The 23,533-nt window shown below is 40.3% G+C and carries 16 protein-coding genes; 14 read left to right on the top strand and 2 right to left on the bottom strand.

The genetic code is table 11. From position 1 onward, the window contains the following. Window positions 1–11: 11 nt before the first annotated feature. The 10 genes from FB379_RS00620 to FB379_RS00575 all read left to right on the top strand — a co-directional run bounded on the left by FB379_RS00620 (window position 12) and on the right by FB379_RS00575 (window position 9,402). On the top strand, window positions 12–1,082 hold the full coding sequence (locus tag FB379_RS00620; RefSeq protein ID WP_063386638.1) for a sulfate/molybdate ABC transporter ATP-binding protein: 1,071 nt from the start codon (window positions 12–14) through the stop codon (window positions 1,080–1,082). Between the two features lie 105 nt (window positions 1,083–1,187). Next, on the top strand, window positions 1,188–2,198 hold the full coding sequence (locus FB379_RS00615; protein ID WP_130158334.1) for a sulfonate ABC transporter substrate-binding protein: 1,011 nt from the start codon (window positions 1,188–1,190) through the stop codon (window positions 2,196–2,198). 136 nt (window positions 2,199–2,334) lie between these two features. Next, window positions 2,335–3,483: an FMNH2-dependent alkanesulfonate monooxygenase gene (ssuD, locus tag FB379_RS00610; RefSeq protein ID WP_066250608.1), complete on the top strand. Its 1,149-nt coding sequence runs from the start codon at window positions 2,335–2,337 to the stop codon at window positions 3,481–3,483. After that, window positions 3,480–4,265, top strand: a complete 786-nt coding sequence (ssuC, locus tag FB379_RS00605) for an aliphatic sulfonate ABC transporter permease SsuC (protein WP_066250605.1) — start codon at window positions 3,480–3,482, stop codon at window positions 4,263–4,265. The genes ssuD and ssuC overlap by 4 nt, the downstream gene beginning before the upstream one ends. Before the next feature lie 17 nt (window positions 4,266–4,282). After that, on the top strand, window positions 4,283–5,050 hold the full coding sequence (locus tag FB379_RS00600; RefSeq protein WP_242009262.1) for an ATP-binding cassette domain-containing protein: 768 nt from the start codon (window positions 4,283–4,285) through the stop codon (window positions 5,048–5,050). 39 nt (window positions 5,051–5,089) lie between these two features. After that, complete coding sequence (locus FB379_RS00595; RefSeq protein WP_186439323.1) at window positions 5,090–6,088, top strand: aliphatic sulfonate ABC transporter substrate-binding protein; 999 nt, start codon at window positions 5,090–5,092, stop codon at window positions 6,086–6,088. A gap of 293 nt (window positions 6,089–6,381) precedes the next feature. Beyond that, window positions 6,382–7,215 carry an SPL family radical SAM protein gene (locus FB379_RS00590; protein WP_144596656.1) on the top strand — a complete coding sequence of 278 codons (834 nt, stop codon included), beginning with the start codon at window positions 6,382–6,384 and terminating at the stop codon, window positions 7,213–7,215. Continuing rightward, window positions 7,212–7,985, top strand: coding sequence for a TatD family hydrolase (locus FB379_RS00585; protein WP_144596654.1), 774 nt, complete (start codon window positions 7,212–7,214; stop codon window positions 7,983–7,985). Before FB379_RS00590 ends, FB379_RS00585 begins: the two co-directional genes overlap by 4 nt. Before the next feature lie 3 nt (window positions 7,986–7,988). Next, complete coding sequence (locus tag FB379_RS00580) at window positions 7,989–8,897, top strand: fumarylacetoacetate hydrolase family protein (RefSeq protein WP_063386644.1); 909 nt, start codon at window positions 7,989–7,991, stop codon at window positions 8,895–8,897. A gap of 163 nt (window positions 8,898–9,060) precedes the next feature. After that, window positions 9,061–9,402, top strand: a complete 342-nt coding sequence (locus FB379_RS00575) for a YisL family protein (RefSeq protein WP_063386645.1) — start codon at window positions 9,061–9,063, stop codon at window positions 9,400–9,402. Window positions 9,403–10,198: 796 nt separating this feature from the next. Here FB379_RS00575 and FB379_RS00570 read toward each other — a convergent pair. Further along, window positions 10,199–10,732: a DUF2777 family protein gene (locus tag FB379_RS00570; protein WP_158640143.1), complete on the bottom strand. Its 534-nt coding sequence runs from the start codon at window positions 10,730–10,732 to the stop codon at window positions 10,199–10,201. A gap of 137 nt (window positions 10,733–10,869) precedes the next feature. Between FB379_RS00570 and asnB the strand changes: the two genes are divergently transcribed. From asnB to FB379_RS00555, 3 genes are all read left to right on the top strand, one after another. Continuing rightward, complete coding sequence (gene asnB / locus FB379_RS00565; protein WP_144596650.1) at window positions 10,870–12,714, top strand: asparagine synthase (glutamine-hydrolyzing); 1,845 nt, start codon at window positions 10,870–10,872, stop codon at window positions 12,712–12,714. Between the two features lie 800 nt (window positions 12,715–13,514). Then, the gene (locus FB379_RS00560; RefSeq protein WP_144596648.1) at window positions 13,515–14,945 is read left to right on the top strand and encodes an alpha-amylase family glycosyl hydrolase; all 1,431 of its coding nucleotides are present in this window, start codon (window positions 13,515–13,517) and stop codon (window positions 14,943–14,945) included. A 472-nt stretch (window positions 14,946–15,417) separates the two neighbouring features. Continuing rightward, the gene (locus FB379_RS00555) at window positions 15,418–15,861 is read left to right on the top strand and encodes a DUF1284 domain-containing protein (protein WP_066250588.1); all 444 of its coding nucleotides are present in this window, start codon (window positions 15,418–15,420) and stop codon (window positions 15,859–15,861) included. Between the two features lie 711 nt (window positions 15,862–16,572). Here the strand turns inward: FB379_RS00555 and FB379_RS00550 are convergent. Next, window positions 16,573–17,628 (bottom strand): lactonase family protein, encoded by a 1,056-nt coding sequence (locus FB379_RS00550; RefSeq protein ID WP_144596646.1) that lies wholly within the window; start codon window positions 17,626–17,628, stop codon window positions 16,573–16,575. Window positions 17,629–17,800: 172 nt separating this feature from the next. On the opposite strand from FB379_RS00550, the gene FB379_RS00545 reads away from it, so the two are divergent. Beyond that, the gene (locus tag FB379_RS00545; RefSeq protein ID WP_144596644.1) at window positions 17,801–23,269 is read left to right on the top strand and encodes a lamin tail domain-containing metallophosphoesterase family protein; all 5,469 of its coding nucleotides are present in this window, start codon (window positions 17,801–17,803) and stop codon (window positions 23,267–23,269) included. Window positions 23,270–23,533: the final 264 nt, after the last annotated feature.

Raw genomic sequence — 23,533 nt, 5'->3', positions numbered from 1 at the left:
GAGTGTGCATCATGGATATCAATGTGAAGCAAATTTCTAAAAATTATGGCTCATTTCAAGCATTAAAAGAAGTAAATTTAACAATACCGTCAGGGAAGATTACCGCTTTGTTAGGTCCATCCGGTTCAGGGAAAACTACGTTGCTGCGGATGATTGCCGGATTGGAAATGCCTGATAGCGGAAGCATCTATTTTGGCGACCATGATTATACGACAAAAACGGTCCGTGAAAGAAATGTCGGTTTTGTTTTTCAACATTACGCTTTATTTCATCATATGAACGTTTTTGAGAATATTGCATTCGGACTTAAAGTGCGTCCGCGAAAAGACAGACCGTCCAAACAAGACGTCCAACGAAAAGTAAATGAATTGCTTCATTTAGTCCAATTAAATGGTCTTGATCGCCGTTACCCGGCTCAATTATCAGGCGGACAGAGGCAGAGAGTTGCATTAGCTAGAGCGTTAGCAGTGGAGCCGAACGTGCTTCTGCTTGATGAGCCGTTTGGAGCTCTTGATGCAAAAGTGCGTCAAGAATTGCGGAGATGGTTGCGGCAGTTGCATGAACAATTACATGTAACAACTGTTTTTGTTACGCATGACCAAGAAGAGGCCTTAGAGGTTGCTGATCAAGTGGTAATCTTAAATAATGGACAAATTGAGCAAGTCGGAACACCGGATGAAGTATATCAACATCCAAAAACGAAATTCGTGTATCAGTTTCTAGGGCGTGTTAATGTTTTTCATGCTGAAGTGAACGATGGTCGCCTACATATCGGAGAAGCATTATTTGCTGCACCTGATGAAAACATTCAAACGAAAAAAATGATCGGGTATATTCGTCCTCATGAAGTGCGAATAACTCGACATAATGATAATCAAAAATCAATTCAAGTAAAGGTTCGCCGCATCCAATCTTATGGCCCGATTGTCCGTTTGGAATTGGAAAGATTGAAAACGAATGATCTGATCGAAGTGGACTTGAGTGTTGAACAGGCGAATCAACTGAACGTGAAAAATGATGAGATTCTTTATGCTGACTTGGAAAAAATAAAGTTTTTTTCAGATTCTCCATCCGTAGAATGAATAAATAATGTCGCCAAGATCATTATCACTTGAAAAGCCTGCATTTCAAAAAGAATGTAAATAAATTTGACTAATAGTTTTTATAAGGACAAAGGGGGTAGCAAAATGAGGAGAAAAAATCAAAAATCTTTGCTTGCCTTGCTTTTAATCATGATTGTTAGTTTATTTGCTGTTATATCCGGCTGCTCAGGAGAAGAAAAGAATGTGAAAAGCGCCGGTGAATCTCAAGAAACAAAAGATAAAGAGGAAAAGGTAGTTAGAATCGGATATCAAAAATACGGGACATTAAACATCTTAAAGAAACAAGGAACGCTGGATAAAGCGTTAAAAAGTCACGGATATTCTGTCGAATGGATTCAATTTCCGGCAGGTCCGCAGCTTTTGGAAGGATTAAATGTCGGCAGCATTGATATCGGGCATACTGGCGAAGCGCCGCCGATCTTTGCACAAGCGGCAGGCACTGATTTAGTTTATATTGGTCATGAGCCAGAAAGCCCTCTTTCAGAAGCTATTCTTGTTCCAAAAGATTCACCCATCCGCACTGTTCAGGATTTAAAAGGTAAAAAGGTTGCGCTCAACAAAGGCTCAAACGTCCATTACTTGCTCGTAAAAGCTTTGGAAAAAGCGGGGCTGACCATAAATGATATTGAACCTAAATATCTCGTACCGGGAGATGCAAGAGCAGCCTTTGAACAAGGAAGTGTGGATGCATGGGTCATTTGGGATCCTTTCTTTGCTGTTGCTGAAACGGAGACAGGCGCCAGAGTTTTGGCAGACGGAAAGGATTTAGTGAAAAATAGAGAGTTTTATTTAGCGAGCAGAAAGTTTGCCGAAAATCATAAAGAGGTTATCGATCTGTTATTGGAAGAAATCAATAAAACAGATCAATGGGCTAAAAGTGCTCCAAAAGAAGTTGCAGAACTATTGTCACCTGAATTGGGAATTGATGTTGCTTCGCTTGAAAAAGCAGCTAAAAGAAGAACATATGGTGTTCAGAAAATAAGCGAACAAGTTCTAAATGATCAGCAGGTAATAGCAGATACTTTTCATCAATTAAAATTAATTCCTGAAAAAATCAATGTAAAAGAAGCAGCTTTGGAGGAAACAAACAACTAAATGAAAACAATAGCGAACCGACCAGACAACTGGAGGCTCCTACTTAGCAGAAGCATGCTAAGAAAGGGGCCTTTTTGCGCATTTAAAACCTTGAATGACAGATGAAAATCTAAAAACGAAATGGGTGGAGTGAAAAATGAACATTTTTTGGTTTATTCCAACACATGGTGACGGGCATTATTTAGGTACTACCATTGGAGGACGTACAACCGATTTGTCTTATTTCAAACAAATTGCCCAAGCAGCGGATCGCCTTGGTTACAGCGGGGTGCTGATTCCAACTGGAAGATCTTGCGAAGATGCTTGGATTATTGCCTCTGCCTTAATTCCCGTTACGGAAAACTTACGGTTTCTTGTGGCAGTTCGGCCGGGGTTGATGGCTCCTTCCGCTGCTGCAAGGATGGCCTCGACATTTGACAGAATTTCAAATGGACGATTGCTAGTAAACGTTGTAACCGGCGGTGATCCGGTGGAGCTGAAGGGTGATGGAATTTTTTATTCACATGATGAAAGATATGAAGTGACTGACGAATTTTTGACAATTTGGCGAAAGCTGCTTGCAAATGAAAAAGTCGATTTCACAGGTCGTTACTTGCAGGTGGAAGGAGGAGACCTTTTGTTCCCGCCAGTGCAAAAACCATATCCGCCTGTCTTTTTCGGCGGTTCATCATTGGCTGGCCAGCAAGTAGCGGCAAAGCATGCAGATGTATATTTAACATGGGGAGAGCCGCCGAAACAGGTTGCTGAAAAACTGAATCAGGTGAAAAAGCTGGCAGAGGAACAAGGAAGAACAGTGCGCTTCGGCATTCGCTTGCATATCATCGTCCGTGAAACGGATGAAGAAGCATGGCAAGCAGCCGAACGGTTAATCAAATATGTGGATGATGAAACGGTCGCTCAGGCACAAAAGGTTTTTGACCGTTTTGATTCAGTAGGGCAGCGCAGGATGTCAGATCTTGTGAAAAGAGACCGCAAGTCGCTTGAAATCAGCCCGAATTTATGGTCAGGAATCGGTCTTGTGCGCGGCGGAGCAGGTACGGCGCTAGTCGGCAGTCCGGAAACAATTGCAGAAAGGATGAAGGAATATGCTGATCTCGGCATCGAGACATTTATTTTATCCGGCTATCCTCATTTAGAGGAAGCATATAGAACAGCTGAACTGTTGTTTCCTCACTTGCCGATAAGCCATGTTCAAAGAAACAGTGAACCACAACCGTTTGGACCATTTGGAGAAATTATTGCCAACAACAGTTTACCAGCAGAAATGGAGAGAATCAGAAAATGAAAAAGTCGTTGTTTTCCGATCAAGTAAAAAAACAATTAATCCCATGGCTTTTGCCTATATTGATTTTAATCATTTGGCAATTGTTATCCTCTAAAGGGATTCTTTCAACAAAAATTCTTCCAGTGCCGTCAGACGTTGTGATGGCAGGAGTGGAGCTCATTCGTTCTGGTGAATTGTTTCAGCATTTGCTGATCAGCTTTAAACGAGCCATAATCGGTTTTTTGATTGGAGGAAGCATTGGCTTGTTTCTCGGCCTTATTAACGGGCTGTTTCCGATCGCAGATAGAATTTTCGATACAACGATTCAAATGGTGCGGAATATTCCTCACCTGGCCATGATTCCTCTTGTCATCCTTTGGTTTGGAATTGGGGAGGAAGCCAAAGTATTTTTAGTAGCAGCTGGAGTGTTGTTCCCGATTTATGTGAATACACTTCATGGCATTCGGTCAGTAGATCAAGGGTTGATTGAAATGGGACGGGTATATGGACTTCGTTCCTGGCTTCTCTTTTGGCAAGTGGTGTTGCCCGGCGCCCTCCCGTCTATTTTAGTCGGAGTTCGATATGCACTGGGGATCATGTGGCTGACGTTAATTGTTGCTGAAACAATTTCCGCAGATTCTGGTATCGGATATATGGCCATGAATGCGAGAGAATTTATGCAAACAGATGTAGTGCTGCTCAGCATTCTTCTATATGCATTATTTGGAAAAATCGCGGATTCAATGGCAAAATGGCTTGAAAGAAAATGCTTAAATTGGAATCCAAATTATCAAAACTTGTAGAGAATGGGGGGATAAATGTGGAATCTCCAACTTTTGGAACTTATCTGCAAATCAATGGTGTAGAGAAACACTTCGGAAATCAGCACGTTCTGCGCGGAATTGATCTTGAGGTGCAGCCTGGCGAGTTTGTAGCGATCATCGGCCGAAGCGGCTGCGGAAAAAGCACGCTGCTTCGTTTAATTGCCGGATTAGATGAGCCGACAGCTGGTGAGATCAAGGCTAACAGTGAATTGATGAAGGGATTAAATCCGGAGGTTCGCATTATGTTCCAAGATGCCAGACTTTTGCCTTGGAAACGCGTAATTCAAAATGTAGCGATTGGCATGAAAAAAGAAGATTTACCTAAAGCGGAGTTAGCTCTAAAGCAGGTTGGACTGATCGACAGGGCAAAAGAATGGCCTCACGTTTTATCAGGAGGACAAAAACAACGGGTGGCACTTGCAAGAGCATTAGCCAGCAAGCCAAGGCTGTTGTTATTGGATGAACCATTAGGTGCGTTAGATGCTTTAACACGCATTGAAATGCAGCGTTTGATCGAACGATTATGGAAGGAGCAAGGATTTACAGCTTTGCTGATTACACATGATGTGGAAGAAGCGGTAGCAATGGCGGATCGAGTGGTGTTGATAGAGGATGGAAAAATTGCGATGGATACACCGATTAAATTTCCTCGTCCTAGGCAGCGCGGTAATGCCGCATTTGCAGCCCTCGTCGAAAAGATTTTGCGCCGCGTAATGGGTGAGGAAGAAAACACACCAGCTGTCTATGCAAGGCAATCAACGTAATAAGCTTAATAAATATATTCATTAAAGGGGGATTTACTAATGAAAATTATCAGAAAAAGTATGTTTTTAAGTTTAATTTTCCTTTTAGTGCTTTGGATTTCAGGCTGCGGCAGCAAGGAGGAGGCAAATGAGACTTCCAATGCGGAAAAATCAAATGCCAAAGCGGAAGAGGAGACATTACCAGACGAACTTAGAATTGGCTATCAAAAATCATCTATTTTGCTTTTCTTAAAGGAAAAAGGCAGCTTAGAAAAAATTTTGGCTGAAAAAGGAGTTAAAGTCACATGGCATGAATTTCAATCAGGACCGCCATTATTAGAGGCGTTGAATGCAGGAAAAATTGATGTAGGATATGTAGGCGGAGCACCTGCTGTACTTGCAGGAGCCGTTTCAGATTCTGAATTAGCCTATCTTGCCTATGAACCGGAAGTATATCGGGCGATTGTTGTTCCAAAAGATTCACCTATTCAAAAGATAGAAGATTTAAAAGGGAAGAAGGTTGCTTTTGGTAAAGGATCAAGCGCACATTATTTGCTCCTTACTGCTTTAGAGAGTGTAGGGCTGACTTTGAATGATATTACTCCTGTCTATTTACAGCCTTCAGATGCTAGAGGAGCTTTTGAACGCGGCAATGTGGATGCATGGGTGATTTGGGATCCATATCTTGCGGACGCAGAAGAAAGTGGAGGTGCTAGAATCATTGCCGATGCAAAAGGTCTCCCGCGTCAATATGGATTTATTGTAGGAAGACGCGATTATTTTCAAGAAAATCGTGAACTTCGAAATTTAGTGATCAGTGAACTAGAGAAGGTTCACAAAGAGATTCAAGCAGACAAACAAGGGGCTGCCGAAAACTTTTCACAGAAAACTGGCATTTCGAAAGATGTATGGAAGCAAACTTTGGAAAGAAGAGAATATGGAGTATTTGACATCACACCTGAAGTGGTGGATGCCCAACAGAAGCTTGCAGATACTTTTTTAGAGGCAGGATTGATAAACGAGAAAATAAATGTGCAAGATGCTGTTCTTTCAGATTAACGAAGCAAGAAAGTGGTCATTTCATGCTTTATAAGTTATAATGACCCTGAAACGGAATGTTCAAAAGAAAGATCCATGCGATAACGATTGACAAGCGCAAATAGTTGTCCTTTTACAAATGGAGGTGTTTATCCCTCCATTTGTTTTTGTGGAGAACAGCTGTCCTTATCTTCACGGAAGCGGTAATGGCCGGTTTGCAAGCGGGCTGTCTGTGAACCTTGAGGCCGTTTTTCTTTTCAAAATTTTTTTCATTGAATGAGATAATCTTTTCGCTGCGGGAAAGGATGTAATGAATGGAAATTACCCGTAAAAATCCAAACTCGTTTTTAACGAAAACAAACGGCTATTTGCAAGGGTATTCGTACAGTTTAAATCCGTATGTCGGCTGTTCATACGGCTGCCATTATTGTTATGTACAAAAGCTTCCAGTCGCATTGTTTAAGAAAAAAGAGTGGGGAACATGGGTTGAAATAAAGGATGAAAAGCCAAACCAATTTTTAGGCGAATTGAAGCGGGCCAAGAAGAAAGGGAAAGTGACGATTTTCATGTCATCCTCAACAGACCCTTACCAGCCGCTGGAAGCGAAGGAATTACGAACAAGAAGGCTCCTTGAAGTGATAGCAGAAATGCCTCCGGACTTTTTATTTGTCCAGACGAGAAGCCCGCTTGTCACTAGAGATATTGATATCTTTCAAAAATTGGGGGATCGGGTGCTTGTCAGCATTACCATTGAAACGGACAGAGATGATGTGCGCAAAATTTTTTCTCCAAAGGCGCCGCCGATTCAAGCTAGGATCAATGCGCTTAAAAAACTAAATGAAGAGAACATTCCGTCACAGGCGGCAGTTTCTCCTGTACTGCCTTTTTCTCCGAATTTTACGAATCTATTACGGAATGCGACGAAACGAGTCTGTTTAGATGATTTCTTTTTAGGAGATGGAAGCGGCGGAAGACGATCGCAGGCGCTCGGTTTGTCAAAGCTTTTTTCGCAAATTGGAGAAGAAGAATGGTTTTCGCCTGAAAACATCGAATATGTGAAAGACTTACTTTTACATGTTTTTGCGAAAGATCAGCTGTTCATTTCTAGGCAAGGCTTCATTCCGCCCGATGGGAGTCATGAAGAATGATCGATTCTCATATTCATTTGGATCAATACGATCCAAAAACTATTGATGAGCAAATCAAAAAGTGGCAGGAAGCGGGCATTACTCATGTTGTGGCCGTTTCAACCGATTTAACATCCGCCTATAAAACGCTTGAATTGAAGCAGAAACATGAAGATTTTATTATAGCAGCTGCCGGCTTTCACCCTGAACAGGAGATTCTTGATGAACGGGAGCTTGAAGAGCTTCTATCACTGATTCGAACAGAGAGGGCGATTTCAGCTGTCGGGGAAATTGGTTTGCCGTATTATGAAAAAGAGCGATTATTTGCAAAGTATTCGGAACAAACTTATATAGATGTCTTGAAGGAATTTTTGAAAATCAGCGTTGAACATTCACTGCCAGTTGCCTTGCATGCAGTGCATGAAGATGCGGAAAAAGTTTTACATCTTTTGCAAAAACATCAAGTGAAAAAAGCGCATTTTCATTGGCTTAAAGCGGCATCATCTGTAATGAAGGAAATTTTTAAACAACACTATTATATTTCTGTGACTCCGGAAGTTTGCTACCGCCTGCGCGATCAGCAGCTTGCTGAACAAGTTCCGATGGATCAGCTGCTTATTGAGACGGACGGCCCTTGGCGGTATGGGGGAGCGTTTAAAAATGTAGACACAACCCCGTTATTTTTAAAGGAAATTTGCCGCAAATTGGCGAATATTAAAAAGAGGCCGCGTGAAGATATTGTGCGCACAACTGCAAATAATGCGAAAAAACTTTATCTTAATTGGGGGTAGAACATGAAGCTTGTCACTGCAAATATTCACGACAGAACGTTTATCGGACTAATTTTTAACGAAGATTCGGTTATTGATATTCAAAAAGCGGAACTGAAGCTTTATGAATCGGAAATATCGCCTGCATCGCTGCAAGCGTGCATTGAAATGGGTGAAAAATTTGTCCGCCATATTGAAGCATTACAGGAATGGGTTGCGAAGGAAAAAGAAAGGGAGACATATGTCTATCCGCTGTCAGCTGTTAAACTCCAAGCACCGATTCCACGGCCGAAGAAAAACATTATGTGCGTCGGTAAAAACTACCGTGACCATGTTGCGGAAATGGGAAGCGAAAGTGATATTCCTTCCGATTTGATTCTGTTTTCCAAACCTTCAACATCCGTTATTGCTCATGAAGGAGAAATTGATCCACATCTTTATTTAACCGACGAACTTGATTATGAAGGGGAACTTGCAGTTGTCATTGGGAAAAAAGGAAAACAAATTCGCGAAGAAGAAGCCTATGACTACGTTTTTGGATATACGATCATCAATGATGTCACAGCAAGAGATTTGCAAGCTCGCCACAAACAATATTTTTTAGGAAAAAGCTTGGATACATCATGCCCGATGGGACCGTATATTGTACATAAATCGGCCGTTTCGAATCCACAGCATCTGTCTATCGAGACGAAAGTTAATGGCGAAATTCGGCAGCAAGCCAATACAAATCAAATGATTTTCCCGATTAAACGGATCATTTCCATCATTTCTCAAGGCATGACTCTTGAGCCGGGAGATATCATTGCAACAGGTACACCTGCGGGAGTCGGAAAAGGCTTCAATCCGCCGAAATTATTAAAGCCTGGCGACACTGTCGAAATTACGGTAGAAGGAATTGGCACGTTGAGAAATAAAGTCAAGGAAATTTAATAGCGAAAGGACGGGCAAGAGTGAGCCCCTTTAATCTTTCGTTTTAGTGCGTCTTTGTCAATTTAGTGAAATCATTTTATTTATCATAGTAATTGCTATGTTTTTGGATGATCATTTGATATGATGAATGTGGACTTGCAAGTATAGATGGGGGAGGGCATTTATGACACATTTGCATATTACATCATGGGTCATTTTGCTGATTTTGTTTTTCATTGCCTTTGCCAAACCTTCAAAAGGTTTGCATATGGCTGTGCGAATCTTTTATTTAATCGTGTTGGCAACTGGACTTGAATTAATTTTCCGCTATAATGTGTTCAGCATGGCCAACTATGTAGGGGAATATGTCGCTAAAATTTTCCTTGCCATTGTTTTGATCGGGCTTATGGAAATGGTTTTGGGCAAAAAGAAGAGAAACGAATCGTCCAAAGGAATTTGGATCGGCTTTTGGATTGTGCTGATTCTCGTCATTTTGCTTGGATTTAGACTGCCTCTTACTTTTTAAAAAATATGTTGATGCAAAAATATAGGAGCGTATTTCGCTGGGGCTGTCTTAGAAAGTCAAATCGCCATTGAAAACAAAAAATCATAAACACCGATATATATCAACGTTTCTAAAACATTAATGGGGGCGTCAATAAGCCGTAAAAACGACTTATTAGACACCCCCCTATTATTTTTCTTTCTTGTCTTTGACAATAAAAACCAGCCTTAAAAAAACATCCAAATCCTATAATTATTAGAATTATATGGCCTATATTTTATATCATCAATGGTTAATGAAAATAAAAAAGCTCCAAGCAAAATAAATGGAATAGCTAATAACCACCCCAAATTATGAAACTCCCCTTATCTCGTTTTTTATTAAGGCTTGAATATTAATTCGATATGAGTTCATTGAAACCTTGCTAATCGCCAAAAAGTTGGACGAAATTCCATGATTGGAAAAAAGTTTCAATGCAGGCGATGCTTACGTTTACTTTCTTTTTGTAAATATCCTAATGTTTTAGGTTCATATTTTTGTTTTTATAAACATTTTTCTGTAGCGCAGTCTACATTGATGTTGGGCAGCCGGTCTGTTTCGCCCATCATTGAATAAATACTTAGCCACAGGATGACAATTCGAACGAATAGCATCTTTTTGAATATCCAGCATTATCAGGCTGCAGCTGTTTTTTATGTGTCTCCTTAAAAAATTTAAATGACTATTTCTGCACTCCCCCTATCAATTGCAAAGCTTTCATTACTCCGACTGTCTTAAAAGTACTTTTTAACTAAATCCTTTTTTCCTTGAATTGCAGTTATGAAATAGAGCTGACAAAGCTTCGTTCCCCTGTGCTTACAGTGAATTCAAACAGGTCTTTTTGTTTGTCTCCCCGATGGAAAAAATGCTGAACTGCACAAAGAGAATCCGTATTATCAAATATAAAAACAGAAGCGCCTTTCATCGGTTTGTTTCCATGGTGATACAACAATTGATTGTGGCAGTAAATGATGTCATAAACGGAAAAGGATAAAGCATTTAAATGGTGTACAAACATTATAAAGCTTTCATCATCCAATTCATTTAAAAAAGAATGAAATGCATAGGGGAATGTCTTCTTGATTCGAATTTTTCCGCCTGACCGCAAGTATTCTTCCTTATTATGTCCAATATCAACCCATCGGCCGTTTTTCAAAAGTTCAATGTGCTGATCGTTTAAATCATCAAGAGAAATCTGTTCATCATCTTCATCATCGATCAAAATCGGTTCTGCTTGAAGCATTTCAACGGTTGCGGTCCGAAAACTCCTTTTTTGTTTATGGAGAAGGTCATTTTTTATGTCCGAAAACAATATGAACACCTCAATACTTTTTATTGATTGTTTTAGACAAAATGCTTTCTTTTTATACAAATGGGCAGGTAACATTGAACTTTTTTTGCATACAATAGCTACATCTTTCATGTTATAGATAGTGGGGTGATAAGCATATGTGTGGAATTGCTGGCTGGGTAAATTTTCAACAATCACTTTTCCAAAATACTGAAATAATGGAAGACATGATTGACACGTTAAGCAAAAGAGGGCCTGATGATACAAATATTTGGGGAAAGAAGCACGTATTGTTCGGGCATAAAAGACTTGTTGTCATTGACCCGGAATGCGGTCGACAGCCGATGACAAAACAAAAAGAAGATAATTCCTACACGATTTGTTATAACGGCGAGCTATACAATACGGAAGATATTCGCAAAGAATTATTGAAAAAAGGCTATACGTTTCGCGGCCACTCAGATACGGAAGTTCTTTTAGCTTCATACATGGAGTGGAAAGAAGAATGTGTGCACCATTTAAACGGAATTTATGCTTTTGCCGTTTGGGATTCAGCAGATGAAAAATTATTTATAGCACGCGACCGTCTTGGCGTTAAACCGCTCTTTTTTTATGAAAACAACGGTAATTTTCTGTTCGCTTCTGAAATAAAAGCCCTTTTAGCCAATCCTGAAGTCGATGCTTTGCTCGATCAGGAAGGGCTGCAAGAAATTATGGCGCTGGGGCCGTCGAGATCTCCAGGTTCAGGCGTTTTTAAAGGAATCGAAGAGCTTAGACCCGCCCATGCCCTCGTTTTTAGTCGAGATGGCTTAAAAATATGGAGGTATTGGAACGTTAAAAGCCATCCGCATGAGGATTCTTTTGAAGAAACGGTCGAAAAAGTGCGTGAATTACTAATAGATGCCGTCACAAGACAGCTTGTCAGCGATGTTCCGCTATGCACGTTTTTATCGGGAGGATTGGATTCGAGCGCCATTACAGCGATTGCCGCCAGGACATTTGAAAAGGAAGGAAAGGGGCATCTTCATACTTATTCAATTGATTACGAAGGGAATTCTGAGTATTTTCAACAAAGCGAGTTTCAGCCGAATGCTGATGCCTACTGGATTCATTTAATGAAGGAATCTTTTCAAACCATTCATCACGAATGTATCATGACACAGGAAGAGCTTGTCTCATATTTGCAGGAAGCAGTTGAAGTCCGTGATCTTCCGGGGATGGCGGACGTCGATTCTTCACTTCTTTGGTTTTGCCGGCAAATTAATAAGGACTTTGTCGTGAGCTTGTCGGGAGAATGTGCGGACGAAATTTTCGGCGGATATCCGTGGTTTTATCGTCCTGAGGAATTGGCAAGAGAAGGATTTCCGTGGATTCGTTCATTAGATGAGCGGATCAAGCTGCTCCGGAACGATTGGCAAAAAAAGCTGAATATAAAAGAATATGCTTTAAGGCAATATGAAAAAACGATTGAAGAAACACCTGTTTTAGATGGAGAACCTGAAACGGAAAGAAAAAGGCGGGAGCTTTTTTACTTAAATATGATATGGTTTATGACAACATTGCTTGACCGAAAGGATCGCATGAGCATGGGTGCATCGCTTGAAGTGCGCGTTCCGTTTGCAGATCACCGGCTTGTCGAATACGTCTGGAATATTCCGTGGGAATGGAAACGATATGGCGATCGGGAAAAAGGCCTATTACGGAAAAGCTTAGAAGATCTTTTGCCGAAGGAGGTTGTCTACAGGAAAAAAAGCCCGTATCCGAAAACACATCATCCGAAATATACGAAGCTTGTAAAAGAACAGCTTGAAAACGTATTGGCCATGAAAGACTCCATATTGCACGAGCTTTTCGATGGGATTGCATTAAATAAATTAGTAGAGACAGACGGTGCATCTTTTCAACGCCCATGGTACGGACAGCTGATGACGGGACCGCAGCTGTTAGCCTATCTTTGGCAAATTCACATTTGGTTTGAAAAGTACCGGATTAATATCATTTGATGAATTTAGGGAAAATGAGGCTGTCTTAGAAAGTCAAATCGCCTTGAAAACAAAAAATCATACACACCGATATATCAACGTTTCTAACACATTAATGGGGGCGTCAATAAGCCGTAAAAACGACTTATTAGACACCCCCTTGCTTTTTATAATAAAGAAGGACAAACATGTTCAGCATGTTATAATGTTTTTTATAATGAAATTCAAAAATGATCTGCAAGGGGAGCGGGAGGGGAGAGATATATAAACATTTTGTAGAAACTGAATGATTCATCGGTAGAAAAAAGATTTTTATGAAAATGATGAACGTTTTCAAAAAATTTTCTAATGTCTAGGAATCAAGCAGGGAGAGAAGCTTACAATAAGATCCGAATTTGGCCTGGTACGGTTCATGTTGTAAGATAATAGTTCAAGAAGATCATGAATGAAAAATTAACTGACCTAACTTTTTGAATACGTTGACGAACTGTTTGATCGTGGCGCAATCCAGGCAAAATGATGTAGGTAACGCAATGATTTCAAACATGTAAACTTATTTTTCAGTTAGCATGGAAGGAATAAAGGCTCTTTCAAATGAAACGGGGATAAGCCAGCGAGTGATTCGCGAGGCTTATAAAGAAAAACTCATCGGAAAAGGGGATAAATCCCATCAAACATTACATACATTCGATGAGAAGATTGACAGCAAACCAAAACAGATGCAACACCGCTTGCCGATTTTGCGGAAGAGTTGAAGCGGCGAACTTAGATGAATTGAGCGACAAGCATGGATTTTGCTGACATAAGGAGGATTTTGACGAGTGAAAAAAGGATTGATCTTCATTTTGTGTGTTTCATTGCTTTTTTGTTTTTCAGCGACTGCTAGCGCTGTAAACTTGCAGGATGAGTCAATTTATCACGTAGCAGTTGACCGCTTTTACAATGGAACGACGGCCAATGACGGCGAAAGAAAGGGCGGTCTTGAACATTTTCTTGGGGGTGACTTGCAAGGGGTGATCAAAAAGCTGGATTACATAAAAGGAATGGGCTTTACAATCGTTTCATTATCACCAATATTTCAAAATGAGGCAAACGGCTTTCATGGGAAATGGGTGAAAGACTTTAAAAAAGTGGACGAGCATTTTGGAACAATGCAGGATTTAAAACAGCTGACAAAGGAAGCACATAAACGTGATCTAAAGGTCATGATAGATTTTGTTTTCGAAACAGGACCGAACCACCCTTGGCTGTCTGATCCAGCTAAAAAAGAATGGTTTGTTGAAGGAAGTACGACATTCGATGTTTCTCGCCCCGACGTTCAAGCATTTATAATCGATGTCGCTAAATGGTGGATCAAACAAAGTGATATTGACGGGTATCGGTTGATTGACGCGAATCGAACTGAACCTCAATTTTTTAAAAAAATGGCTGAAGAAGTTAAGTCTGTCAAAAAAGATTTCGTTTTAGTGGCAGATATTGGCGGGGGTGATCCGAATACATATCAAAACAGTGGAATCGATGCCGTGATGAATACCTATTTTGCGAAAAATGTGCAAAAATCATTTTCGAATGTGGATGAACCGCTTTCAGGATTGGACGGGTTTACGCAATCCAATCTGCCTGTCGTTTCGTTTTTAGATGACGAGGATATCGTTCGTTTTACAAGAAAAGCTGTTGAGAATGAAGCGTTTCCAGTGACAAGATTAAAACTTGCCTTGACGTATTTATATACTTTACCGGCTGTTCCTTTTGTTTATTACGGGACGGAGATTGCATTGGATGGCGGAAATGGAGCAGTCAATTATCGGATGATGGATTTTCGCACGAGCACCGAAATAGTCGAGTACATAACAAATTTAGCCGACATTCGCAAAATCCTGCCTTCTCTCCGAACAGGGCAATATCATTTGTTGTATGAAAAGGACGGCATGCTCGTTTATCAATTAAAAAGCGGTGATGAAACATCCATTATTGCCATTAACAACACATCGCAAACAAAAAGCGTAACGATCGGATTTCGATATTTGCCGGATAATCACGAATTGAGAGGGTATTTAAAAGGGGGAAGCATAAAAAGTTCAAAGGACGGATACACGATCACTTTGGAACGGGAAACATCGGAGATTTTTAAACTGGACGAACAAAAAGGCGCGAGCATCCCTTTTATTTCCATTTTGGTCGGAGTCCCAGTTTTGTTTATCCTTTTCTTATATGCCGCATATAAAAAAGGGAAGGGAAAACAGCCGTCGTAAAATGCAAAATAAAAAGCTGATCCCTTAAAGGTGCAAAAAAAGGACAAACTCGTCTTGATTTGCCATTTTTAAGCTGCTTCTATGTACACATAGGCTTTAAACAGGAATTTTTCAACTGAAAGCTTCGGGGCGGAAAGTTCGCCTATCACATCTTCCTTTTCATATTGAGATGTTGGAAAAGAAGCCTAATTCTTCCTTTTTGAACGCAAAAAAGCCCCTTCCTCATATCAAGACGCTGGAAAAGGAGCGGCTCCATTTAAAGTGGGTAAAACAATATTGATCAATAGATAACAGATTAGGAAAGAGGGCTTCTTATCAATAGCTTGTGAATTTGGAACAAGCTTTTGCTCGCTTTTTCGTTGTGACGCTTGTATTTTAATTTTAAAGGATGCAATGTTTTTTCACGTTTATGTTGTAGGCTGGTGCTTTTTCTCATAAGATGGGAGTAATAGAAAAAGGGGAGGAGAAATGTATGAAGCCGCTTCGCTTACGGGGGCATCATTTATTATGTGTGCACGGATTTCGCGGAATGGGATATAGTCCATCGTTTGTAGAGAAGATGTGGGAAGTAGTTACAAAAATTCGTGATGAAGAGCAAGACTTTCCCATTCAAGTCGTCTCTGCACTTGATGATGCGTGCATGGCATGTCCGCACCATGGAGAATCGACGTGCCAAGCGGATCCGAATTCAAATGAGCATGTGATTTCCATGGATCAAAAAGTAATCCGCCATTTAGGCATTGAAGAAAATGGGATTTACTTAAAATCGGAATTAATGGGGCTCACGGCCCAAAAAGTAGTCCCTGACGACTTAGATTACTTATGTGCGAATTGCTCCTGGCTTCCGCACGGTGTATGCAAAGAAGGCATCGCCAATGTCCGTAACGGGAATATTGCGCAAAAGGAAGCTAAGTAGCTTTTTACAGTTTTCGTCACTGCCAAATCTGTCAGTGTAGCTGATTGCGGCTTTTCAAAATTATTGGTGCATATTGGCGCAATCTTGTTGAAATTTTGTTCTCTTTTTCGTCTTCGTCATCTTTTACATAATCCAAGTATTAGCGAAACCATGTTGAGATTTTGCCCCTGTTAAGCAGGAAATAACCTCTTCGTGGAAATAGCCGAGCGACAATTCGGCTATTCTAATTTTAAACACGGAGGCTATGCTTCTTCACTATAATACTGCAAGCTTTGTAGAAAGCTGTTTCCGTTTCTTTTCTATAGGAATCATGAATGAAGATGTCATAAAGGTTTGCAACATTTGTTGTCCTATGGATCATAAGCGGTCAGCTTAAAAGAAGGGTGCTTCCATGACGATTTTTCTTTCGAGCTCTGGAATTGGATTAATAAGTTGGAGGAAAACTAGATTGTTTGAAACGCTCTGTATCGGACGACGATAAGATTTGAATTAATAAGTTGGAGGCAAACGGATTGAGCAGCACTTCACCGTTTTTATACTCTTTCACTAGGGATTCGCACTGTGATCGAAGTTGACCAACACCAGTAGGCTCCTAAATTAAAAGTCTGATGGAAGGTGCCAGTTTTATAAAAATTTGAAAGGCTCGTCTTGTTTTAAAACAAGATGAGCCTTCTTTTCGTAAAGGTGAAAATAGATTGCAAAGACATTTTTTTAGCCTTGATGAAGAAATTTCACGCAAACCGGATCAGGCACGGAAATTTCTGATGGCAAGCGTGTCAATTTGCCGGTTTCAGGATCGCGTTCAAATAAGACGGCGTTGCTTGATTCTTGGTTTGTGGCGATCACAAATCTTTCTGTCGGATCAAGGACAAAGTCTCTAGGCCAATGGCCGCCGGTGCTTGTCCATTCAACAAATTCAAGCTTGCCCCCATCATTTTCTACCTTGAAAACAGCAATGCTGTCATGGCCGCGGTTAGCAGCATAAACGAACTTGCCGTCGGAAGAAATGTGAATGGCGCTGCCTTGGCTGTTTTCTGCGAAATCTTCCGGAATTGCTGGGATGTATTGCAGCTCTTGAAAGCTTCCTTCATCTGCATTATAAGAAAGAACGATCACTTCATTGCTTAATTCCGTCATCACGTAAGCGAATTTTCCGTTTGGATGAAAGACGATATGGCGAGGGCCGCTTCCAGGTTTAACAGAAAGGCTGCTCACCTTCTTTAAAACACCTTGATCACAAGAGTAGGTAATAATTTGGTCAATTCCTAAATCAACAGCTACAACATATTTTTCATCTGGTGTAAACCCCGAATAGTGAGCGTGCGGTTTTTCTTGCCTTTCAAGATTAGGGCCTGAACCTGTATGTTCTGCAACGCTTGCCGCTGGATTTGCGCTTTTGTCTTCATTCAGCAAGTAAGCCTCGATCGTTCCGCGATGGTAATTAGCGGTGACGACGAAATGGTTTGCTTTGTTGACGCTGACGTGGCACGGAGAAGGTCCTTCCGTCACTTGTCGGTTGATGCTTTGCAGATCGCCTGTTTGTTCGTCAATGGAAAAAACAGCAAGCCCCCCTGAATTTCCGTCTTTAACAACCGAATATAAATTTTGATTGTCTTTGGAAATCGCGACATATGTCGGATTGTCAAGCTCTGCTGCTACTTTAGCTTCACTAAGCTCTTTTTTCTCAGTGTCCAATGTAAATTTGTAAATGCCTTTGCTTTCACCTTTCGTATATGTACCGATATAACCGATGAATGGATTTGCCACGAAACATGCTCCTTTCAAATATACTTTTCTAGAATTATATCATGGAAATTCTCCTATTTTTCTATTTTAAACTGAACGAAAATTAGACAAAAATTTACAAATAATTAAAATCAACTAAATATTTCGATATTACAATAATTTGAGGTTAGAAAATTTTAGGGAGGAGTTTTATTTGAAAAAAAGAAAGAGACGCTCTATGCTGGCTGGAGCTTCCGCTGTTTTGCTTGTTCTTGTTTCCGTGTTAACACCGATACATACGTATGCAACAGCAACAGTTGCAGGAAACGCCGAGCAGCAGATGGAGAAACAAACGAAATCAACGGATAAACCAAATCAAGAACAACCGCTTCATCAAAATGACAGCGAGCCAAATGTTGAAGAAAACAACTCTCAGCAAAACGAAGTTCAACAGGACAAAAGTGATGAAAGACAGCCTGATGCAGCAAATGAAGAAGTGAAAGAACCTGCAAAAGGAGGGGATCATCCATCTTTTCCGGTTAATGAAAGTGAACAAAAGCAGCAAAAACCAGAACAGCAAGATACTGATACAGTTCCCGAAACTTCAAAACAAGAACCAGAAGCAAATTCACAATCTACCCCCCAACTTGAACAGCAAGCTGTTACACTGCCACTGGAAATCGTTCATCAGCCACCGGCAGTTATTCAAAAAGGCCGGCCGCTTAAAATTGATGCGGAAGGAAAAGACCTTGCAGAGTTGACATTGTTTTATCGTACAGCTCCGGGTATGCTTGTGAAAAGCATGAAAATGGAGAAAATAAATGATACAACCTTTACGGCAACTGTACCAGAAAGCGACTTATGGTCTTATACTTTTTCTTATTGGTTTGAAGGGAAAAATGAGACAGAAACAACAAGACTTCCAATAAATTCTTCTGAAACATTTTCAGTAGCTATTCAACAAGATGCGGAACCGGATTATCAAAAAGTTCCGAAAATCTTAATCACCGAACTGGCTCCAGACACGTCAAATGTCGGAAGTGCTGACGGATATGAATTTATTGAGCTTTACAACAATACCAACAAGCCGATTGAATTGCGAAATTATGAACTTCATTATCAATATCCGGGTACAGCAAAAGCCGATCAAGTTTTTCAATTTTCGGATAATCAAGTAATAGCTCCGCAAAAAACTTTCATTCTCTGGGTGAAAAATAGTTCTAATCAATCTTTAAGATTGGAAGATTTTAATCAATTTTACGGAACGAATTTGAAAGAAAGCGAAGTCCAAGCCTTGCCATTTGAAGGAATGGCTAACAGCGGCATCCGGGCATTAGCTGTTTATTCAAAGGATGGTTCATTAGTATCTGCAGCAGCATATAATGATGGAGCTGATGATGTTGAAAGAGATAAAGGAATCATTTATCAATTTACGGAAGGGACGAAAATGAAAAAAATTGGCTTAAGTGAAAAAGCCAATCCAGGTGCATTCATCGAAGGGCAAGTGCCGAAGACACCTGTCGTCATTGAAGAACCTGATGACAAAGAAGTTCCTGTCATTACACATCAGCCAATAGCAGAATGGGAAAGCGAGGAACCATTAATTGTAAAAGCTACAGTTACTGATAATAAAAAAGTCCGTTATGTCACATTATTTTATAAATTGACGGAAAATGGAGCATACAAATCCCTTCAAATGACTGAAAACGGAAATCAAAATGAATATAGGGCGGCGATTCCCAGTGCGGACATGTGGGGAAGCGAACTCCTATATTACATAGAGGCATCAGATGGAACAAACACGGTCAAAACAGAGGAACACCATGTTCAACTCAAAACTCCCAATATTGATTATCAAAAAGTCCCAAAACTTCTCATTACTGAAGTAGTTCCGGACAGCGCCAATATAAATGGGTTGGACGGTTATGAATTTATTGAAATTTATAATAATACTAATCAGACCATTGACTTTAAAGACTACAAAATCCGTTATCGATATCCGCAGGAAGGTGCAGAATCCGATCTTATTTGGGGACCTCCTAATGATGATCAATCACTGCAAATTCCTTCAGGTGGGACGCTTGTATTTTGGATCATCAATCAAGGGAATGCATCGTTCGCTGTTGAAGATTTTAATAAACATTATGGTGTTTCGTTAGAAGAGAATAAAAACATTGTGAAAATTTATAATAACGGGATGGCCAACAGTAGTGCGAGATCATTAGTAATTGCCACAAACAGCGGAAAAGAAATTTCCGTTGCTCATTATAATGATCAGGTAAATATTGATGATACTAAAGAGGACAAAGGGATTTTGTACAAATATCCTGCGGATGGAAGCAATATAATGAAAAAAATTAGTGCCGGCGTTGAAGCGGCTACACCCGGATCGGTAAAAGACGGACAAACTCCGAAAGTGAAAGTAACTGTTCCAGCCGATTCAATGGCGCCAACTATTGAAAATTTAACAAATACTGAAAAAGCCATGGAAACGGATAATATTTTCATCAAAGCGGAAGTAAAAGATAATATCGAAGTCAAAACCGTTTCTTTATACTACCGGACAAAAATACAAGAACCATTTAAAAAAGTGAATTTAGAAGAAAACTATAATTCGAGATTATATGAATATACGATTTATTCGCCTGAATTAATTGGGAAAAATGTAGTAGAGTATTATTTTGTCGCTGGCGATGGAGTGAATATCAAGGAGTCTCCTAAGTTTACCGTTCAAATTGGAAATGCAAATAAGAAGCAGGGATTGCGGTTAAATGTAGAAAATGGACAAATTGTTTCAAAAGAAACCGTAGTGAAGGCAACAGGCGATCTTACACCTGAGGAGGTTTCCTTATATATTGATGGAGCAAAACAAACAAATACTTTCCGCACGATTGAATCAGACGTTTATTTTGCCTTTGATGTTCGTAAAACGAATCTTTATTTTCAAAACGGTGTGACGATAGGAAATGACATTTTGAGAATATTTGATGACACCATTAATCAATATACAACAATTACGGTTCCGATTTCGTCGGAAAGGCTGAAAATCGGTGAAGATTTATCAATTGCGATTAGGGCAGGCACAAAGGTCAGTCCATTTGATGAAACATCTGAAGAAAATCGAGATGATTTTTATGTAAAAAATGTGCGATTAGTTTTATCTGACGGCACAACTCTATACAGCAGCGAGCATCAAGATCAAAAACAGGAGATTTCCGTCGGCGACAGTGCCGGATTAAGCCCGGTTGTCGAATTTACGTTCAATATTCCGGATGAAAAATTTACTTCCCTCGGTTACTTATGGAACAGCGAAAATGAAGAAGATGGCGAGCATGAAGTGAAAGCAGTTGACCAAAAGGGGAATGAAGTGAAATCGACAGTTATTGTCGATAACACAATGCCAATCATTAAACCAACTATTGAGGAAGGAAAAAAATATAAAGGACCTTTTGTTATTGATGCTGAAATTCAAGATAAATGGAGTAAAATTAGATCGATCACTGCCAAATTAGATGATCAATATATCGATCTTCCATTTGCAGCTTCGTCAGCACAGCTTCAATCAGGCAAACATCAACTTGTCATTACAGCTATTGATGAGGCAGGCAATGAAGGAAAAAGCGAAGTCACTTTCTATACAGTGGACGAACATCCGCTCTTACCTGATTTTTCCGAAACAGATGAGGATGCTTTAAGTGCTAAATTGTCCGTAAGGGTGGCGGATCCGACAATGGACGATCTTGATGTATCTTTCTTTCAAGCTTTTCAGTATAAAGCATCAGATGAAGAACATGTAGATATTTTGCAAAATGCATCTGATACAGAACCGCCTGCTGGATTTCAAGTTGAAGGCGAAAAAGTTCTTTCGAAAGATGAACGCAGGAAGTTGGAAAACGTAGATGGCGAGGCGCTTGCAACAACATCAACTGAGCAGTTTCCGTATCATCGCTTCAACGTTACCGTTGATCAAAAAGTTGATGAAAATGATGAAATAGAACTTATTTGGAACGGTTCTTCATTGCCGGGACGAAAAGTGACGATGTATGCCTGGAACAATATAGAAAATAAATGGAAGGAAGTTGCTTCACAAACTGCCGGTGAAGAAAGATTTCAATTGAAAGGGAGCGTAATTGCGAAAGACTATGTGAAAAACCAAAAGGTGAGCGTGATCGTTCAAGACCAAATCGCGCAAACTATAGATTATGATTATACGTTTGTATGGATGAGCGATACGCAATATTATTCGGAAAGCTATCCACACATTTATCAAAAACAAGTCGAATGGATTCGAGACCAAAAAGATAATCTCAATATTCAGTATGTATTTCATACAGGTGATCTAGTCGATGAAGCAGATGATCACAATCAATGGGCAGTGGCCGATCAAGCTATGAAAGTGCTAGATGATGCAGGAATCAGATATGGAGTTCTAGCCGGCAATCATGATGTTGGCCATAAAGACGGAAGCTATGACAATTATTATCAATATTTCGGCGAGAATCGGTTTGCAGGTCGTGACTATTATGGAGGTTCTTATAAAAATAACCGCGGTCATTATGATTTAATTTCGGCGAACGGTAATGATTATATTATGGTGTATATGGGATGGGGCGTTTCGGATGAAGATTTGGACTGGGTGAATTCGGTGCTTGAAAAGTATCCCGATCGGAAAGCAATTTTAGCATTCCATGAATATTTACTAGTCAGCGGAAACCGCAGTCCGATTGGAAATCAAATTTTTGAAAAAGTTGTTAAACCAAATAAAAATGTGATGGCGGTATTATGCGGACATTATCATGACAGCGAGACATTAGTCGATGAGATTGATGATAACGGAGATGGAGCGCCTGACCGAAAAGTATATCAAATACTTGCTGATTATCAAGGCGGTCCTGAGGGCGGCCAGGGCTATATCCGTTTGCTGCATTTCAATACAGATACGAATCAAATTTATGTAAAAACATATTCGCCTTATTTAGACGACTACAACTTTTACGATCCGGAACAGTATCCAGGAAAAGATGAATTTATCATTGAAACCGATTTACAACCGCAAGAGAAAAAAGTAGCAACAGATTCTTTTGTTGTCAACGTCTATACCGACAGCTTGATCGGCAAAGTCGAAAACGTTCCGAGTGGCGAAGTGGCCTCTGTCATGTGGCATGATTTAGAGCCAAACCAAGTGTATTATTGGTACACGGAAGCGGAAGATCAATTTGGCGGTAAAACGCGCTCATCGATTTGGTCTTTCCAAACGAAAGAAGGTGAAATTGTTCCAAATCCGGCTGATCCGGGAGAAGGCGGAAATGATCCGGAAAAAGACAACAGGGATAAAGGTGGTCAAGACGATAAAACACCTTCCGAAGGTGGCAGCAAAGAACATAAAACACCTTCCGAAAGCGGCGGCCAAGAAAAAGATCAAGATCATTCGGGTAACGAAGTTCATCCTGAAAACGAAAATCATAATGGAAACAACGGTAGCGGATCAGGCGGCACAAATAATCCTTCTGGTACGGATGGAACTACGGATGGAACGAAATTTGAACAGGTGAGTGAGAATCAAGCTTCGGCATCACTTCCGGATACAGCAACGTATGTGTATCGCTGGCTGCTGATAGGCATGCTGCTGATAGCAATGGGAATGATGCTGAAGATTCGTCACCGCAAAGCTATTTACAAATAAAATAGGCAACCCCCAAAGCACATGTGCTTTGGGGGTTTCTTGGTGCGCCCGACATGGGTGTAATCTCTAGGGTGAAAGTCCCGAGCTCTGAAGGCAGAAGCAGCAGTTAGCATAACGCAAGGGGTGTCCGTGGTGACACGGATTCTGATGGAAGCGGGCGGCAAACTTTGGGTCTCTTGCCTGAATAGTCAGCCGTCCTATGATTTTTTCTATTAAAAAATGACCATTTGAAAACTTCTTCTATATCTATTATGAAAAAACAAT

Source organism: Aeribacillus composti (assembly GCF_007827555.1).
GTDB lineage: Bacteria > Bacillota > Bacilli > Bacillales > Aeribacillaceae > Aeribacillus > Aeribacillus composti.
The sequence above is the reverse complement of the archived record's forward strand: the minus strand, read 5'-3'. Positions and strand labels throughout refer to the sequence as shown.

What these genes read in the sequence shown, in the direction of transcription:
- FB379_RS00620 (WP_063386638.1), top strand. Translation starts at nt 12, where the DNA reads ATGGATATCAATGTGAAGCAAATTTCTAAAAATTATGGCTCATTTCAA.
- FB379_RS00615 (WP_130158334.1), top strand. Translation starts at nt 1,188, where the DNA reads ATGAGGAGAAAAAATCAAAAATCTTTGCTTGCCTTGCTTTTAATCATG.
- ssuD (WP_066250608.1), top strand. Translation starts at nt 2,335, where the DNA reads ATGAACATTTTTTGGTTTATTCCAACACATGGTGACGGGCATTATTTA.
- ssuC (WP_066250605.1), top strand. Translation starts at nt 3,480, where the DNA reads ATGAAAAAGTCGTTGTTTTCCGATCAAGTAAAAAAACAATTAATCCCA.
- FB379_RS00595 (WP_186439323.1), top strand. Translation starts at nt 5,090, where the DNA reads ATGAAAATTATCAGAAAAAGTATGTTTTTAAGTTTAATTTTCCTTTTA.
- FB379_RS00590 (WP_144596656.1), top strand. Translation starts at nt 6,382, where the DNA reads ATGGAAATTACCCGTAAAAATCCAAACTCGTTTTTAACGAAAACAAAC.
- FB379_RS00585 (WP_144596654.1), top strand. Translation starts at nt 7,212, where the DNA reads ATGATCGATTCTCATATTCATTTGGATCAATACGATCCAAAAACTATT.
- FB379_RS00580 (WP_063386644.1), top strand. Translation starts at nt 7,989, where the DNA reads ATGAAGCTTGTCACTGCAAATATTCACGACAGAACGTTTATCGGACTA.
- FB379_RS00575 (WP_063386645.1), top strand. Translation starts at nt 9,061, where the DNA reads ATGACACATTTGCATATTACATCATGGGTCATTTTGCTGATTTTGTTT.
- asnB (WP_144596650.1), top strand. Translation starts at nt 10,870, where the DNA reads ATGTGTGGAATTGCTGGCTGGGTAAATTTTCAACAATCACTTTTCCAA.
- FB379_RS00555 (WP_066250588.1), top strand. Translation starts at nt 15,418, where the DNA reads ATGAAGCCGCTTCGCTTACGGGGGCATCATTTATTATGTGTGCACGGA.